General features: G+C 31.6%; 24 protein-coding genes and 1 pseudogene. 3 read left to right on the plus strand and 22 right to left on the minus strand.

Features of this window, described 5'->3' with window-relative positions; translation table 11 throughout:
* Window positions 1-60: 60 nt before the first annotated feature.
* Complete coding sequence (locus MKY02_RS16025; protein WP_143690974.1) at window positions 61-177, minus strand: terminase small subunit; 117 nt, start codon at window positions 175-177, stop codon at window positions 61-63.
* 184 nt (window positions 178-361) lie between these two features.
* Window positions 362-547, minus strand: a complete 186-nt coding sequence (locus MKY02_RS16030) for a hypothetical protein (protein ID WP_076033970.1) — start codon at window positions 545-547, stop codon at window positions 362-364.
* Between the two features lie 139 nt (window positions 548-686).
* Between MKY02_RS16030 and MKY02_RS16035 the strand changes: the two genes are divergently transcribed.
* Entirely contained in the window at window positions 687-830 is a 144-nt protein-coding gene (locus MKY02_RS16035; RefSeq protein WP_155981214.1) for a hypothetical protein, read from the plus strand.
* A 171-nt stretch (window positions 831-1001) separates the two neighbouring features.
* On the opposite strand, the gene MKY02_RS16040 is transcribed toward MKY02_RS16035, so the two are convergent.
* From MKY02_RS16040 to MKY02_RS16085, 10 genes are all read right to left on the minus strand, one after another.
* Complete coding sequence (locus MKY02_RS16040) at window positions 1002-1175, minus strand: hypothetical protein (RefSeq protein ID WP_155981215.1); 174 nt, start codon at window positions 1173-1175, stop codon at window positions 1002-1004.
* Window positions 1176-1296: 121 nt separating this feature from the next.
* The gene (locus MKY02_RS16045; protein WP_038191038.1) at window positions 1297-1482 is read right to left on the minus strand and encodes a hypothetical protein; all 186 of its coding nucleotides are present in this window, start codon (window positions 1480-1482) and stop codon (window positions 1297-1299) included.
* A gap of 538 nt (window positions 1483-2020) precedes the next feature.
* The gene (locus tag MKY02_RS16050) at window positions 2021-2365 is read right to left on the minus strand and encodes a hypothetical protein (RefSeq protein WP_340711528.1); all 345 of its coding nucleotides are present in this window, start codon (window positions 2363-2365) and stop codon (window positions 2021-2023) included.
* 308 nt (window positions 2366-2673) lie between these two features.
* Window positions 2674-3309, minus strand: a complete 636-nt coding sequence (locus tag MKY02_RS16055) for an ABC transporter ATP-binding protein (protein WP_340711529.1) — start codon at window positions 3307-3309, stop codon at window positions 2674-2676.
* Window positions 3306-4784 (minus strand): hypothetical protein, encoded by a 1479-nt coding sequence (locus tag MKY02_RS16060; protein ID WP_340711530.1) that lies wholly within the window; start codon window positions 4782-4784, stop codon window positions 3306-3308. Before MKY02_RS16060 ends, MKY02_RS16055 begins: the two co-directional genes overlap by 4 nt.
* On the minus strand, window positions 4772-5554 hold the full coding sequence (locus MKY02_RS16065; RefSeq protein WP_340711532.1) for an ABC transporter permease: 783 nt from the start codon (window positions 5552-5554) through the stop codon (window positions 4772-4774). Before MKY02_RS16065 ends, MKY02_RS16060 begins: the two co-directional genes overlap by 13 nt.
* Before the next feature lie 251 nt (window positions 5555-5805).
* Complete coding sequence (locus MKY02_RS16070) at window positions 5806-6210, minus strand: hypothetical protein (protein WP_340711534.1); 405 nt, start codon at window positions 6208-6210, stop codon at window positions 5806-5808.
* Window positions 6211-6355: 145 nt separating this feature from the next.
* Entirely contained in the window at window positions 6356-6829 is a 474-nt protein-coding gene (locus MKY02_RS16075) for an 8-oxo-dGTP diphosphatase (RefSeq protein WP_076033975.1), read from the minus strand.
* Window positions 6830-7006: 177 nt separating this feature from the next.
* On the minus strand, window positions 7007-7477 hold the full coding sequence (locus tag MKY02_RS16080) for a peptide-methionine (S)-S-oxide reductase (protein WP_076033976.1): 471 nt from the start codon (window positions 7475-7477) through the stop codon (window positions 7007-7009).
* A gap of 741 nt (window positions 7478-8218) precedes the next feature.
* On the minus strand, window positions 8219-8356 hold the full coding sequence (locus MKY02_RS16085; RefSeq protein WP_168171811.1) for a hypothetical protein: 138 nt from the start codon (window positions 8354-8356) through the stop codon (window positions 8219-8221).
* Between the two features lie 64 nt (window positions 8357-8420).
* Here MKY02_RS16085 and MKY02_RS16090 point away from each other — a divergent pair, with 64 nt between their 5' ends.
* Together MKY02_RS16090 and MKY02_RS16095 are read left to right on the plus strand one after the other, a co-directional pair.
* Window positions 8421-8681, plus strand: coding sequence for an Abi-alpha family protein (locus MKY02_RS16090; RefSeq protein WP_340711536.1), 261 nt, complete (start codon window positions 8421-8423; stop codon window positions 8679-8681).
* 12 nt (window positions 8682-8693) lie between these two features.
* Window positions 8694-8969, plus strand: a pseudogene (locus MKY02_RS16095) (Abi-alpha family protein); the annotation flags it as partial.
* Here MKY02_RS16095 and MKY02_RS16100 read toward each other — a convergent pair.
* From MKY02_RS16100 to MKY02_RS16145, 10 genes are all read right to left on the minus strand, one after another.
* The gene (locus MKY02_RS16100) at window positions 8966-9136 is read right to left on the minus strand and encodes a hypothetical protein (RefSeq protein ID WP_340711537.1); all 171 of its coding nucleotides are present in this window, start codon (window positions 9134-9136) and stop codon (window positions 8966-8968) included. The pseudogene MKY02_RS16095 and the gene MKY02_RS16100 overlap by 4 nt on opposite strands.
* A gap of 42 nt (window positions 9137-9178) precedes the next feature.
* Complete coding sequence (locus MKY02_RS16105) at window positions 9179-9343, minus strand: hypothetical protein (protein ID WP_168170712.1); 165 nt, start codon at window positions 9341-9343, stop codon at window positions 9179-9181.
* Complete coding sequence (locus tag MKY02_RS16110; protein WP_076033980.1) at window positions 9330-9509, minus strand: hypothetical protein; 180 nt, start codon at window positions 9507-9509, stop codon at window positions 9330-9332. The genes MKY02_RS16105 and MKY02_RS16110 overlap by 14 nt, the downstream gene beginning before the upstream one ends.
* Before the next feature lie 894 nt (window positions 9510-10403).
* Window positions 10404-10835 carry a hypothetical protein gene (locus MKY02_RS16115; RefSeq protein WP_076033982.1) on the minus strand — a complete coding sequence of 144 codons (432 nt, stop codon included), beginning with the start codon at window positions 10833-10835 and terminating at the stop codon, window positions 10404-10406.
* 355 nt (window positions 10836-11190) lie between these two features.
* Entirely contained in the window at window positions 11191-11886 is a 696-nt protein-coding gene (locus MKY02_RS16120; RefSeq protein ID WP_340711539.1) for a hypothetical protein, read from the minus strand.
* Window positions 11841-12095 (minus strand): hypothetical protein, encoded by a 255-nt coding sequence (locus tag MKY02_RS16125; RefSeq protein WP_143691497.1) that lies wholly within the window; start codon window positions 12093-12095, stop codon window positions 11841-11843. The genes MKY02_RS16120 and MKY02_RS16125 overlap by 46 nt, the downstream gene beginning before the upstream one ends.
* A 90-nt stretch (window positions 12096-12185) precedes the next feature.
* A complete protein-coding gene (locus MKY02_RS16130) occupies window positions 12186-12737 on the minus strand; it encodes a hypothetical protein (protein WP_076033985.1) in 552 nt (183 codons plus the stop codon).
* A gap of 205 nt (window positions 12738-12942) precedes the next feature.
* Window positions 12943-13545, minus strand: a complete 603-nt coding sequence (locus MKY02_RS16135) for a DUF5677 domain-containing protein (protein ID WP_143691498.1) — start codon at window positions 13543-13545, stop codon at window positions 12943-12945.
* Window positions 13546-13561: 16 nt separating this feature from the next.
* The gene (locus MKY02_RS16140) at window positions 13562-13768 is read right to left on the minus strand and encodes a hypothetical protein (RefSeq protein ID WP_076033987.1); all 207 of its coding nucleotides are present in this window, start codon (window positions 13766-13768) and stop codon (window positions 13562-13564) included.
* Complete coding sequence (locus MKY02_RS16145; RefSeq protein WP_340711542.1) at window positions 13752-13955, minus strand: XtrA/YqaO family protein; 204 nt, start codon at window positions 13953-13955, stop codon at window positions 13752-13754. The genes MKY02_RS16140 and MKY02_RS16145 overlap by 17 nt, the downstream gene beginning before the upstream one ends.
* Between the last annotated feature and the right edge of the window lie 440 nt (window positions 13956-14395).

Below are 14395 nucleotides of genomic sequence, written 5' to 3' on the forward strand. Positions count from 1 at the left end.
ACATCAACCAATTTCCAACTACTCCTAATTTAATTTGTCCAAACATTTTCAAACTCCCCCTTACTTCATAATTTTTTCTTTTACATTAGGATACTCCTTTAAATAAGCCTCTGTTGCATTTCCTAACTCAATATAGAAATCTGCAAATGATTGTTGTTTAATTGTAAGTACGCCCAATAGCCTCACCTTATTATGCTAATTGCTTAATTATTATCTTTCTCCAATTGAACCAGTAATTTATATGTGTAAATATAACCTTTCATAATCAACCCGTTGAATATCAGAATCATTGTAATCAGGATGTTTCTTTATATATGTTTTTACCTTTGTGAATTCGTCTGTAGTATTCAACTAATCCCTCCTATTTTTCCATATCATCAATAACCCATTTCTCATGAGAAAAACTAAGGACTTTCCTTATTGTTTCTAAATCAATTTGTTTCTGAGCTGCATCAATCGTTTCTTGAGAGTAGTGTTGAATGCTCGCTTCCACTTCTTCAATTAACGCTAGTGCAGATTCGCTTGACAACTGTTTAATCCATTCCATATTTCTCACCACCCACAACCACTAAAAGTAAATATATTACATATTTAGTAATCTATATATTACGAATAAACAGAATAATCAATTTATTATATATTTTTCTAAATTATTAAGTATAATACTAATAAGGGAGGTGATTGATATGAAAAAGAAACTAGGAATGCTTCTATTTGCTGCAGCACTTTTCGGTGCAACATCTGCATCTGCGTCCGCAACTACTACTGATACCTCTACTTTAGGAGTAAATTGCGTATGGTTAGGTACTGCATGGGCATGCGATTACTAAAACTATACTAGAGATAATAGTTTTTAATCATTTGCCACTTTATAGTGGTTTTTTTATTTGGCGCACTTCACCCTCAAACAAACGAACTCCATCCAATAAGGGAATTTGGACAACTAGGCATTCGTTTGTGTCAGAGCAAAATAAAAACACCCCGAAGGATGTTTAAACTCATCAACCTTTATCTTCTAAATTTTCTAGAAATGCTATAGCAAACTCATCGTAATTTATTAATCCTTTATCATGTAGAAGTCCCGCTAATGATGTTACTGCTGAAAATACTACTGTGATGCCCCCTTTTTCTTCTACAGCATTTAAAATTAAATCATTCATTTTTTGATCATCCATTTCTACCACCACCCACAACAATTATAAGTTGGATAAGACTGCAAGTCTGTAATGCATATTTGATAAAATTATTAAGTTTACAGACATAAAAAAGCCACACCGGTTAGATGTGACTTTGTTTTTAAAATAACATTTGTTCTATTATTTTGATTTCTTGTTGTAGTTTAATCTTTTCTTCTCTAATCTTTTCTAATTCGGTTAATTCGTTATTATCGATTAACTTCAATTCTTTCTTAGCTAACTCAATTAATTTTCGACACTTCTTATTATGCTCATCTGACAATGCTTTATTTATATTTTCTTCCATAAGCACCCAACTCTCTTAGAGCTAATTATAGCACAAATGGGAATACCTAAAGTCATTACATATAGACTATTTTCAGATTATTCTATCACTTTAGCGCTAATAAGACATATTACTAATCTATCACATTACACTCATCAACCCCGTTGTATGTATCTGGTTGTCTTCCCGTCTCCATCCAGTCCATAGCAAACGTCATGCTTTCAATCATGCTGTTGATCTGCGTTTCATCTTCAAAGTTAGCTTCATGTAAATTAGCTTTCATTTAGTGCAGCGCATTTCTACCTTCTTTAGATTCTGTAAGTAAATTATCAGCCCAGTTATCCATATATATCGCCCCTTTTAGATAAATAAAAAAGGAGCACCAAATAAACACAGTAATTGCGTAAATTCAGTGCTCCGAGTTGTTCTCGTAAGCGGTTATTTATTTTTATTTATTTTAACACACTTAAATCTAGTTTTGTAAATTTAGTAGCTCTTCTTCAACTAAAGCCCCTGTTAGTTTAAGAGTCAAATTAATTAAACATAATTTAACCTTTTATCAATTTAATAACTCGTTTCGGCTACAATTTTTAGGAATAATGCCGAATTTAGCAATCAAAAGAATCAGTAAAAATACAAAACAACTAAAACCTGTATTATCACTTGTAAGTAAATTTAACTGGATAAGTTGCATCGCAACTAAAACGTTTAATATATAAGAAACGAGAAAACCAAAAAATGAAGCACACGTTAAATAAGTGCCGAATAACAACCTTCTGTAATTAGATACATCTGGTCTATTAGTTTTTTGGATAGGTAAAGTATGTTGAACTTGTTTAAATAAGCCGTATGTGAAACCGATAATTAATAAGATAACTACTACATAACCAATTACATCATCCATCAGTCCACCCCCTATATTTTCCAATTATACACCAGTTATCTTTATAAAGATTTTTCTTCTTTAACCAACCTGCCCCTTTAGTTGAACGAGACATTATCCTAAGTTATTTAATTTAGTACCGCTTTTAACGCTTCTTCAATGTCTGACTTCAATTCATATAGTGTCTGCATAAAAATCTTCATCATGTTTTAAACCCTCATAATTAATTGCTATTTGAGAACGGTACTCTATTTCCATACAGTTTTCAGAAGTTAATTCTTCTAATTGCAGCCTTCGACTAATTTTCAGAATCCTTAATAAGATTACTATTACAACTCTTCTAACTTAAATTTATTTATTCTATAGACTTCATCACAAAGAAGATCGATATCCTCTTGATTATGACTGGTCATAATAATTGTTTTCCCTTCCTTTTTAAAATTAAGTAAGAGACTACGTAATTTTTCTACACTTTCAAAATCTAAAGCATTAAATGGTTCATCTAATATTAACACTTCTTGATTTTCCATGAAGGCTTGTGCTAAAGCCAGCTTTTGCTTCATACCTAATGAATACTTCCGTACTTTCTGTTCAGCTGTAGGCTGAAGTCCAACTAAGTTCATTGTTTTAATGATTTGCTCATCATCAATTTTATTCTGTATCATGGCCAGAGATTTTAGATTTTCAAAACCCGTTTTATTTCCTAGATATCCTGGCCTATCAATTATGATTCCAAAGTTCTTTGGAAAAGTAATATCCTTATGTAAATATTCTCCTCCGATTAATATTTCACCGTGATCGGGTCTAACAAATCCACAAATCAACTTAAATAATACAGATTTTCCAGAGCCGTTAGGACCTACAATTCCGTATATTTTTCCTTTTTCAATAGTTAAATCTATATCTTGAAATATAGTTAAGCCCTTATAGGACTTTTGGACATTTCTTACTTCAATAAGGCTCATATATAGTCATACTCCCTCAAATACATTTTTTTTTTAAGTAAATAAAATATACATATCCCTTCAACCAAAACTATGAGGATCAAATACAATGATATAGTCATTGGTGATGTGCCATATATCAAATGGCTGTACCCATTTAAACCCACTGGAATGTATTTATAACCAGGGAATAATAATGCGATAAAGATGCCTATTGTAACCAAAGTGGTTGAACTGCTTTTTAAAACTATTTGTAACGTGATCAACAGCAGAAGGTAAATGCTTATTTGTAGAAAGCCATTGATAAAAAAGTGATATAGCAGAGAAGTGAAGTTCATATCTTCCACTACTGTCACTCGTAAAGAAAATTCCATTCCTTTAAAATATGCCACTGTTAAAGTCAAAATAAATATAAAAATCAAATACATTATTGCCATTAATAAAATATTACGGAACCATTCGCCCATCCATTTAAACATAGAGGTGTAGCGAATAATTTTGTAGTAGCTCAACTCTGAAAATTCTCTTGCTAAATAGACTTGTGCCAAATATAAAAAGCCGAAGAATACTATTATGTAATACATATACGACAAGAGAGTATAACCCTCAGATGATGTACCGAAAAAATTAAGGAGAAATAGATCAATTACAGTATTACTTCGGCTGTCTGCCATAAAGTAAGTTCCTAATACTAATACAGAAAGATATACGGCGATGCCCGTCTGAAAAGCAGTAAAGCTGACTATTTGTTTTCCATCTTTAAATTGCAAGGCTAAATAGATTATTCCAAGCGAAAAGATTGCGATTAAAGGGATAGTGAATGTGGTTTTCCAAAGATTTAATGTTTGAAACATAGCGACATAGTTTGATAAAGACAATTTTGCTAAGTTCTCAGGGAAAAGCTTCCAGGAAACAAAAGAAAATATATATAAAATCGCAACAACCAAGCTTATCCATCTCCACGACTGAAGAAAGACATATATAGTAGTAACCGAAGCTAAAATAATTAATGTCGTAATAAAGAACATACCTATTTGATATGTAAGAGCAAGAACAGGGAAATCAAAATACTGTCTCATAATGGCAGTAGGTTCAAGTAAGTTACTTCCTGAACTCCATTCGTTTGCAAAGGGGAACCCTATAGTCATGATGAATGCAACTAATAACCAAACGATAATCGTCAAAGCTAAATACATTAGAATTTTCTTAGAAACCATGAGTACCCACTTTTTATATGAGCCTAATCTGATCAATAAATGATATTCAAATTCCTTTACTAAAAAAGTCAAATTGAAATATAAGAGGAATGGTAAAACGAAATAAATAATCAAGTTAACATCACTTAATAATGTAATTAGCAGATCCCAAGCATTAACTGATGCATTACTTTCGATAATTGTTTTTCTAATTCCAAAACAAAAGATAAAAATAACAAAACCCAATATAATCCATCTTAACTGCAGCAACTCATTAATAAGACTTCTCAAAATGACCATTCTGTCGAATTCCTTTTCTTAAGATATACATAACTCACTATCACAGTTATTAATAAAATCGTAAATGGTACAAATACAGTCCATAATTCTTGTTGCCTTATAGAGTACGGGAAAACTGTATATAATGGTGCAAACTTTGAAATACCTAACACCGCAGAGACAAAGCTCATACCTTGATACCATACAAATGGTATTGATAAAGCAACAAATGAATTATCTAAGATCAGGCATAAGATTAAAGGCAAAGTAGCATATAAAACTCCATTGATTCCTACCCAGAGGGAGTATATAAATCCATACACAAAAGGCCCGAAAACTAAGAATTGATCGAAAGTCACCGTACCATGCGGATTCCCACTAATCCCAACATTAGAGATAAATGCAACTTGAGGGTTTATATATTGAGCAAACAAGAACGGTAAAAACGCATATAAAAATGAAACCCCAAATGAAAGAAGTGCATTTACCATGATTTTAGCGTTCAAATATGTATTAAAATCTATTCTTATCTTGGTATATGTTAAATAATTATTATTTCTTTCATGAATTATTGTATCCGCAAAAACGAATAATACTAAAATCGGGAAAATCATTGCACCTATACCATTGAGCAAACGCCCGTAGAGATCGATATTGTCAGTGAAGGAATAGCCATCTTGGATTATTAAGTATTGTATCCATACAGGTAAAGTAATAATAAGAAACCAAGTTAGAACCCTATTAAACGTAAATATTTGCTTAAATTCAACCCCTATTTGTTGTTTTAACATCTCTCTCCCCTATTCTTCGAATTAAAATAACTAACATTTCAAATAATGGTAACTTTACAAAATACACGTGTAAACACTAAGTTTTCCTAAATTAATATTATCAACTCCACAAAAAAGATAGATTAATTAGAATTTTTCGTGTAACCTTATTGAACTAACCTGCCCCGTTAGTTCAATAAAAAAAAAGCTGTCTATGCAGCTCTATAATCTATTGCTAAAGCACCCGTTAGTTGAAAAAGAGCTTAAGGTCTCTACTCTTGATTAAAATGCAATAACTTATCTAAAGGTATCTCTGATTCTTTGAAGCCGTATTTCGTTATCATCATTCGTTCTATCGCTTTTTCAGGGTTCTCTTGATAAATCTTAATAATTACTTCACAATGTGACAATGCTAAGTGTTCTGTAAGCATCCGAGCAAATTCCCCGAGTATTTCTCTATGTTCATCTTTAACAGGTTTATCAGAGAAATATGTAGCAGAGACATAGTTTACACGCTGGTCATCTTCTTCATAAATTAAATCTGGAATTTCAAAATCATCTAATGTGGCAGGTCGAAATTCATCTAAAATGGCGAAAGCATAATGTTGGCCCCCAATTTGAACATCCCACACTTCAAAGTCCCTTAATCTAATTTTACGTTCAAAATAATCAATCAAACTTAAGTCTCCTTTCAATTTATTGAACTGCTGATAATCATTCAAGATTATATTTTCTTATTAAACTATTCTGCTCCGTTAGTTCAATAAGAAAAAGGCTCTACTCCTTATTAAAGTAAAGCACCCTTTAGTTGAAGAAGAAGTTTTATGTGTTACGTATAGTAACTTTCCCTTCTTTATTTTCTTCGTGGTTCCATTCAACTTGAATTTCAAATGTTCCATCTTTAAAAAACAAAGGAAATCTTCTCCGTATTGATGTCTGCATAGGAAGTTTATATGCTTTCTCTATATCTACCCAAACTGCTTTTCCTTCTGGAGCATCTTCCAAGAGTTCACCCTCGAATTCCTTTGTTATGTAATTAAATATCATATATCTATCTTTAGCGACTGGATTAACATATTCATAAAGCCCTTTATAAATAAGGTTTTTAACTTCTAACCCAGTTTCTTCTTTCACTTCTCTGATAGTACTCTCTACAATACTTTCAGGAAACTCAACTTTACCACCCGGTGGAATAAATCCTTTGAAATTGTCGTGTTGTCTATCCAGAAGTAAAACCTTCTCTTCACTTTGAATCATACAAACAGTCCATATTTTACAATTAATAGAATTACTCATAATTCCCTCCATACTTTTCACATAAATATTACCATATAAATGTACTTCTTGTTCAACTAACCTGCCCCGTTAGTTCAATAAGAAAAGAAACGCTTCTTCAACAATCGGGCCCGATCGTTGAAAATGATTAAACAGTTCTGTTCCCCGATCCCATAAACCATCTTTTAATATTCTCCCTTACTTATACCTACTTAATATTTCTTCTGGAATATGACAATAATCATTTGGACATCTAGCTAACCTATCTTGATGTTCTTCTGCACTTCTCATATAGTTTGTAAGAGGTAATACTTCAACAACTATAAGGTCATAATCATTTCTCTCACTAAGAAACGCCTTCGCCCCTTTTAAGTGTTCAGGCTTTTCACTATATACTCCTGTTCTGTATTTCTCGCCAACATCCTGTCCTTGTTTATTCAAACTGTATGGATCAATGATTTCAAATAAATACCCCATTAATTCCCTGATTGTTACAACTGTCGGATCAAATCCTGTTTTTACACATTCGGCGTATCCATCATACTCACCCTCAAGTGTATGACTTGTTCCATTAGCTCTTCCTGCTTCTGTAAACTTAACTCCAGGTAAAGTTTTTATAAAAGCTTGTACTCCCCATAAACATCCACCTGCAAAATATACTACTTCCATATTGACTCTCCTCTTTGTTTAAAAAATCAAAAAAATTCATTCCTAGTAAATAGAAGGAAAAAACTGTAGTTACTAAGTCTACTACACATTAAATTAATGACAAATTTTATTATTCCACATTATGGCCCGATTGTTGAATACAAGTTAAATAACACTGTTCAACTAATCTGCCCTGTTAGTTGAATAAAAAAAGAGCTGTCTGAACAGCTCAAAGTCCTTCTTCTACTTAATCACCTGTCAGTTGAATATTAGACTTCAAAATATTTAGTTTTTCTTTAAATTAATATTATTTATTATTAAGATAAAAGAAAAGATTATTAAAAGTAAAAATCCAACCAAAGACAATATATCTGCAATTAGAACTAACAAATGTCCAAATACATGTCCTCCATAACCTCCAGGGAACATTCCAAGTTTAGCGTAACAAAGTATAGGACTATTTAATAAAGCAAGTACAGCACTTCCTAAAATACAATAAAGTAATTTCACATTTCTACCCGTTGAACCTATCTCCTTTTAATTACCGGTACAATTTATTTATAAACAAATTCTTTCTTCCACTAAACTACCCCTTAGTTTAAGCACATTTCTTCACAATCTTTATAGTGATTTTAACATAAATATCCAACAAAAAAATCACCTCTAAGAAAAACATAGAGGTGATCAATATCATTTTTGTATAAATCAAAATTAATACCTTTGAGTATACTTAATCTCACTATGAGTAGGTTTCCCATTCTGTCAGCTAATCTCCTGTTTTCCGAACCCTGTTGGAGGTGGATCAACTGCTTTAAATTGTCCATCACTTACAAAGTATAATGCATCTTCATATAGATTAACTTCAGCAATCATATCATCTCGAAATTGTTTTTCTCCCAATCGCTACACCTCTAAATTTATTTTTATTTTTATTGAATCTTTCTGAAACTTGTCCCGTATCTTTTTGGATCCAATTACTATTGGTACTACGTTAATTACTAGTTTCGCCACTAAGGGAGGTAGCGAAACTATTAAAACACTAAACGATATTTGGTATCTTGCCTTTGGAAGATTACAATTATTTTCAGACCAAAAACGTGCAAAGCATGAAGAATTTTTAGAATCTTATAAAAATGAATTAGTACAAGAAATATCCGCTATTCCTGAAGAAAATTTAATTGAACCGCCTTTAAGTATTGTGGGCCCTGCTTTAGAAGCTTCATAGTATTATTTCGAGGAAGATAGTCTAAGAAGTATGTTTGCTAAATTAGTTTCCTCTTCAATGGATAGCAGTAAATCAAATTACGCTCATCATTCATTCGTGGAAATAATAAAGAATTTATCATCATTGGATGCGCAAAATATGTCGCTTTTCAAAACAGAAGAATTTCGTCCACTAGCTCAAGATTATTCACCGAAGAATCCTGAAGCTACAGCTATTATAAAACCTGGAATAATTCAAATCACCCATTTTGGGATTAATCTCCTTACAACTTGTTTAAAATTTATTTAGAATATTGATGGGTTTTTTATAATATTTAATTGAATTAAAAACTTATCGTCACTTTTTTCTAATTCTAAGAGCATTTTATCTAACAATAATTTTGCGATAACTATGGCTGTAATAGTTGAAATGATTACACTAACTATTACAGTAATCCAATTAATTTCATCCATCATGGCACCAGCTCCTTACCCTGGATATTTAACCGTCCAGCTACTTCAATGGCTAAAATCTGTTGCCTTATCTCTACAAAGCCCTGTATGGCTCATGATTGTGTTTAAATGTGATTCAAATTGTTGTTCGAGTGCTGCCGTATAACCAAAACGTTTAATGATGCCAATAACTATTGCAATATGATTTACTGCTTTTTCAATCTCGCTCATCTTCCATTACCTCCAATCCAATAAGATGCTGTGTCCATTCGGCTATTTTCAACGATAATTTTGCAAATTGTTTATTCGATAACTGTCCGTTTTCATACTTGCGTTCCATACTTGTGAAATATTCATCTTGTTGGGCAATAATAAATTCGTGCTCTTCATATGTCATATGCTACACTCCTAATAGATTGAATCGTTTAGTTAATTCACATCTATTTTCTCCAATTGACGTATAGTAATTCCTTTTGTAGCGAGAAGTATTAACACTTAAACGTCCACATTTACTTATCTGCGTTTCTCGCTCATTCTCCAATCCCTCCAATGTGTTTATAAGATCTATACGCAACTGCTGCAATTCCACCGCCAGCTCTTAGTATTCTGTTTGTAGTTGTTCAAGCATTTTTAAACATCTTCTTAACTCGATGATTTAACTTAATATCCTTATCGATCGTGACAATGTAGTCCTGACACATTTCAAAAATACGTGTACAGAGTCCTTCGTTAATCGCAAACATTTCATCAAATCCTAACTCACTACTAATTAGAAACGGCTTATTTTTTAAATAACAGTAGTTAACGACTTCAAACATCTTTTCAACTTGCTATTGTGTAGCGCGTAGACAAATTGTGGGCAAATAAATAATTACTGCCCACAAGGGGAGATTTGGTGGACAAATAAAAAACCGTTGAAGCCTAGAGCCTCAACGGTTTTAACTATTAATACATTTTCAAGTATTGGTCACGTTCCCATTGGTGTACTTGTGTGCGGAACAAGTGCTATAAACTAACGCCTTATTAATACCCCAAAGAAACATTGATATATCAACGTTTTAATGATTTATCCACTCATATAAAATCATGCACCATCACTAAACCGTGGTAAGTTTGTGGTATGGATTTATGAGTGCTCGTGGTAAGTCTTGTCTTAGAGATGTCTACAATAAATGAAATTCTAATTATTATCAGCGTCATACATGATTGAGTACTTTATCCTCAACATTATATTATAGAGGAAACTAAAAAAGAGCGATAGGCAGCACTATCGTTCTTTAGTTTTTTGTATCTATCTAACCCAAGTTTTAGAATATGCTGTTTGCATATGATTACCATTAGTTCTATTATAAATTTGAACTTTTATACGATGTGATTTATTAAGTACGTTAGAAATATTAGTAAATGAAACATTTAGGTTCGATTTATCCATAAATAAATTACGAGCTAGCCCAGATTTAGTAGCAACATCTGACCAAGTACCATTATTATTACGCTGTAACGTTAATTTTACATTAACATGTGAGTCGTAAGCAGCTTCAAATGTAGCATTAACATTTAAATGAGTTTCAGATGTTGTAATATTTGCTGTACCACCCCAAGGAAATTCACTGTTCATTTTAATTGATGTTGAAGTACTTGCAGCACTTGCCGATCCCGAAATTCCTACTGATCCAATTAGAAATACTACCGACATAAATAATAAATACATTATTTTTTTCATTTCTACACCTCTTCTGTAATTTTTAGAAATATTATCCTTATATAGCTTCTCATTGTTATTTTGCAAAGTAAACCCTTTTTATGAAATACAGCCCTTTTTTACTAACAAGAAATAAGAAATGATATAAAAAAGTACTTTTTAACTATTTTCCACATATAAAACTATTTATCATATTAAAAACAATCAATAAAAAAGCCCCTTTCAATTAAGAACAGGGCATTGAATTTATATATTATTATAATTATTAAATAAATCTTTGTGAGAGTGCATTCGAGATATTGTTTTAAGGGCAGTTGTTCAATATTCATTTTTTGCTGTGATGTACAGACCACTCTTTGTCTTTAAGCGATACGTATTACCAATCTTGACAATATCGACAATCACCTTTGCCCCGATAAATCTCTGTAGCAAGACTCGTATTAATTTTATAACTCACAATCACATTGTTGCCGTCTGGATCACTACAAGTTCCTGTGATTGGGAATTTATCAGAATCAATTACTTCGGTTGACTTTTCGATTGGATTTATAACAATAGCTGGTGCACGGTTAGGAACAACAAAGAACGAGCGAGTTTGTTCTGCTGATTTACCACCCTGGTCATCTTCGGCAAAAACTTTTAATTGGTGTGCAAAACCTTCTTGCAAAGCCTCAGTGATAGCTGTATCCCCATCATAAAATTTGCCACCTTTAAAGGTTAATTGCTTGGTAAATGGAATCGGTGTAGATCCATTTGAAATATTGGTTTTAATTGCGCGAACTGTTCCGCCATCAAGTGAATATTTAATGTTTACGATATTTCCGTTATCTGTGTCAATTGCAGATCCGTCAATTAAGAATGTGTCATTTTCATATAACGTTTTATTGTTTTCAGTATTAAGTGTTAAAGTTGAAACTTTGTTATGCTCAATCACAAAAACATCTGAATAAACATAATCTGAAAAAACGTAACTTGATTTTTTTGCCCTACATGGAATTGAACAGTCTTTTACTTTTATCATTTGAATCAGATTATATACAGATGTTGAAACTCCGCTTTGTTGCTGATACAAACTTCTTCTTCGTTATATCTTAAGTAAACCTCATAAGCAAGCGCTTTTTTCCAATCCATAGCAAATGTCATGCTCTCAATCATGCTGTTGATTTGCGTTTCATCCTCAAAGTTATCTTCATGTAGATTCGTTTTCATTTGGTTCAGCGCATTTCTACCTTCTTTATATTCAACTAATAATTTATCTGCCCAGTTCTTCCTTCTCTCCATCTCCTTTTTTGACAATAAAAAAGAGGACAACAAATGACACAGCGTATTGCTGTTATCAAATGTTGTCCTCCAGATTGCTGGTGGGACTGATTATTTTTTTTCTTCTTTATTTTTAATATAATTTAGAAAAGAAATATAGCTTTCACATCTTGAAGATTTTAGATTATAAATAAAAAATAAAGCAAGTAAAGTAAAAAATAAAAGGAATAGAGTGCCAGCTAAAAAATAGATACTTTCTGATAAAAAATTGGTAAAGTTAATTAAATTATCATTTATTAATTTATCTGATAATCTTTCGTCCAAACTTTTAAAAAGAGTATCTTTAGAAAAAGTAAGTATTATGGTTATACTACTTATAAATATTGAAAATAATATAGCATATACTGGTATTGAAATATCAAAGAAACCTTTTACCAACCTTACGTTATTTTCTTTTATTGAATGTAAATCACTACTTAGATACTCAACATCTTCCCAACTATGTATTTCTGCAAAATCGTCTATATAGTTCTTTTTGTCAACTAATGTATTTCCTTTTAAATATTCTTTCTCGACCTTTTGGATGTATTGATAAGAATTTTTAGTATTTCTTTTTATTTGGTCTAACCTACTTCTATCCCAGCTTAACTCATTTTCTTCCACGAAAAAACCACCTTCAATTATCAATTAACACAATCAATTATAGTATAATTATCATATATCATTCGAACAATACATAAACCCTAAGTCTTGTTAATAAATATTACCAAAGTATCAATAACAAAGCCACATTTCTAAAATAAAAAAGGACAACACATAACACGGACTTAACCGTTATCAAATGTTGTCCTCCAGGTTATCGGTGGGACTAATTGATTAAATTTCCAAACCATTCTTGTATTTCCACTTGCAATTCTAAATCTAAAAATTTAGTAAATTCCAACAATGTTACAAAACCTATTGTTCTTGCAAAAGGTATAATCATTTCTGAATGCTCTCTAATTCTTAATTTCTTTATCCCGCCTAGCCCATTAACATCTTCAATCTGACCAAATGCGTTTGTTGTGTGTACTTGATGTGAAAATAAATTATAAATAAGTACATATTCTGCCTCATAGTCATATTTTCTAGCAAGTTCTCTTATATTTTTAGGTCCTTTGAACAAATTGTACCACTTTGGATATCTTATTCCTTCTTTTTTCACCTTGTAATTCCATTCAACCTGAATATTTTTAAAATACTCCCTGTTTAAAGCATCTTTTATGTTCTTTTGTTTACTTATAACTTCTAATAATTTTTCATCTTCTAGTGTTATTAACTTGCTTATTAAGTTTTTTTCTTTTTTAGATAGAAGTAATTCACTTAAATGCAATTGATCCTGTAAATACGAATAATGATAAGCACGTGCTCTTTGGTCACTATTTCCATTTGGGTCAATGATATATTTAAAATACAAGAAATTTTCAAACAAATCTCTACTAATTGATTCAGCAGATTTTTTCAGAAGCATTTTCTAATAAGATAAAAATGGCATCTAATTTTTCTGTTATTTTACTAAATAATAGAATTACCTGCACAGTATCATCTGGCAAGATTTTATATCGACTTTTTAATACCTCAATTGCTTCTTCGAATATTTCTTCTTGTTTTTGTACAACTTTTACAAGCTTATCAATTTCAAGATCTATATTCAAAACGTCTCCCCCACTTAACACGCTGTACTTTCCCTTGATACGTATAAATCTTTGTTTCAGCGAATGGAGGTAATTCAGCAAGTTTTACTTCCCCTTCACTAAGTACAATGACACACGACTTTGGTAGCCCTATTATATCTAATTTCAGTATATTTCGGGAGTCAAATTCCAATTTTTTTAATCTCAAAAATCACGCCCCCACAACTATTTTAGTTTTTGGATTTACAAATGGTATGGTTCCGTTTAACCCTCCAGTACGTGGTTTGATAGCACCTAACATTTCTCTATCCATTGCCAACAAAGCTATTTCTACTTTTTTGAACATAACAGCCAGTCGATAGTTTATGAAAATCAAAAATACATTCTTATCGATAAACGTTTGTCAAAAGAATGCACATGATTAATACAAACTCTAGTTCAGGAACGTTTAGGTCATGGATCTATTCAAATTACATCAGATATTTATTCTCACGTTACGAGAAAAATGGAAAATAAATCAATTGAGAAATTCGATGAATACATGCAGAAAAAATCAGTGAAATGATATATCGTAAAAATTTCGTGGTAAAAATGTGGTAACTTTTCAAATGTGTTACCACGGGAGTATGAATCGTGGTAAATAAAAAA

This window comes from Viridibacillus sp. FSL R5-0888 (assembly GCF_038009105.1).
GTDB classification, from domain to species: domain Bacteria; phylum Bacillota; class Bacilli; order Bacillales_A; family Planococcaceae; genus Viridibacillus; species Viridibacillus arenosi.

What these genes read in the sequence shown, in the direction of transcription:
- MKY02_RS16100 (WP_340711537.1), bottom strand. Translation starts at nt 9,136, where the DNA reads ATGATGGATGAAATTAATTGGATTACTGTAATAGTTAGTGTAATCATT.
- MKY02_RS16035 (WP_155981214.1), top strand. Translation starts at nt 687, where the DNA reads ATGAAAAAGAAACTAGGAATGCTTCTATTTGCTGCAGCACTTTTCGGT.
- MKY02_RS16060 (WP_340711530.1), bottom strand. Translation starts at nt 4,784, where the DNA reads ATGGTCATTTTGAGAAGTCTTATTAATGAGTTGCTGCAGTTAAGATGG.
- MKY02_RS16050 (WP_340711528.1), bottom strand. Translation starts at nt 2,365, where the DNA reads ATGGATGATGTAATTGGTTATGTAGTAGTTATCTTATTAATTATCGGT.
- MKY02_RS16075 (WP_076033975.1), bottom strand. Translation starts at nt 6,829, where the DNA reads ATGAGTAATTCTATTAATTGTAAAATATGGACTGTTTGTATGATTCAA.
- MKY02_RS16125 (WP_143691497.1), bottom strand. Translation starts at nt 12,095, where the DNA reads ATGGAGAGAAGGAAGAACTGGGCAGATAAATTATTAGTTGAATATAAA.
- MKY02_RS16055 (WP_340711529.1), bottom strand. Translation starts at nt 3,309, where the DNA reads ATGAGCCTTATTGAAGTAAGAAATGTCCAAAAGTCCTATAAGGGCTTA.
- MKY02_RS16115 (WP_076033982.1), bottom strand. Translation starts at nt 10,835, where the DNA reads ATGAAAAAAATAATGTATTTATTATTTATGTCGGTAGTATTTCTAATT.
- MKY02_RS16040 (WP_155981215.1), bottom strand. Translation starts at nt 1,175, where the DNA reads ATGGATGATCAAAAAATGAATGATTTAATTTTAAATGCTGTAGAAGAA.
- MKY02_RS16030 (WP_076033970.1), bottom strand. Translation starts at nt 547, where the DNA reads ATGGAATGGATTAAACAGTTGTCAAGCGAATCTGCACTAGCGTTAATT.
- MKY02_RS16110 (WP_076033980.1), bottom strand. Translation starts at nt 9,509, where the DNA reads ATGACATATGAAGAGCACGAATTTATTATTGCCCAACAAGATGAATAT.
- MKY02_RS16105 (WP_168170712.1), bottom strand. Translation starts at nt 9,343, where the DNA reads ATGAGCGAGATTGAAAAAGCAGTAAATCATATTGCAATAGTTATTGGC.
- MKY02_RS16065 (WP_340711532.1), bottom strand. Translation starts at nt 5,554, where the DNA reads ATGTTAAAACAACAAATAGGGGTTGAATTTAAGCAAATATTTACGTTT.
- MKY02_RS16045 (WP_038191038.1), bottom strand. Translation starts at nt 1,482, where the DNA reads ATGGAAGAAAATATAAATAAAGCATTGTCAGATGAGCATAATAAGAAG.
- MKY02_RS16080 (WP_076033976.1), bottom strand. Translation starts at nt 7,477, where the DNA reads ATGGAAGTAGTATATTTTGCAGGTGGATGTTTATGGGGAGTACAAGCT.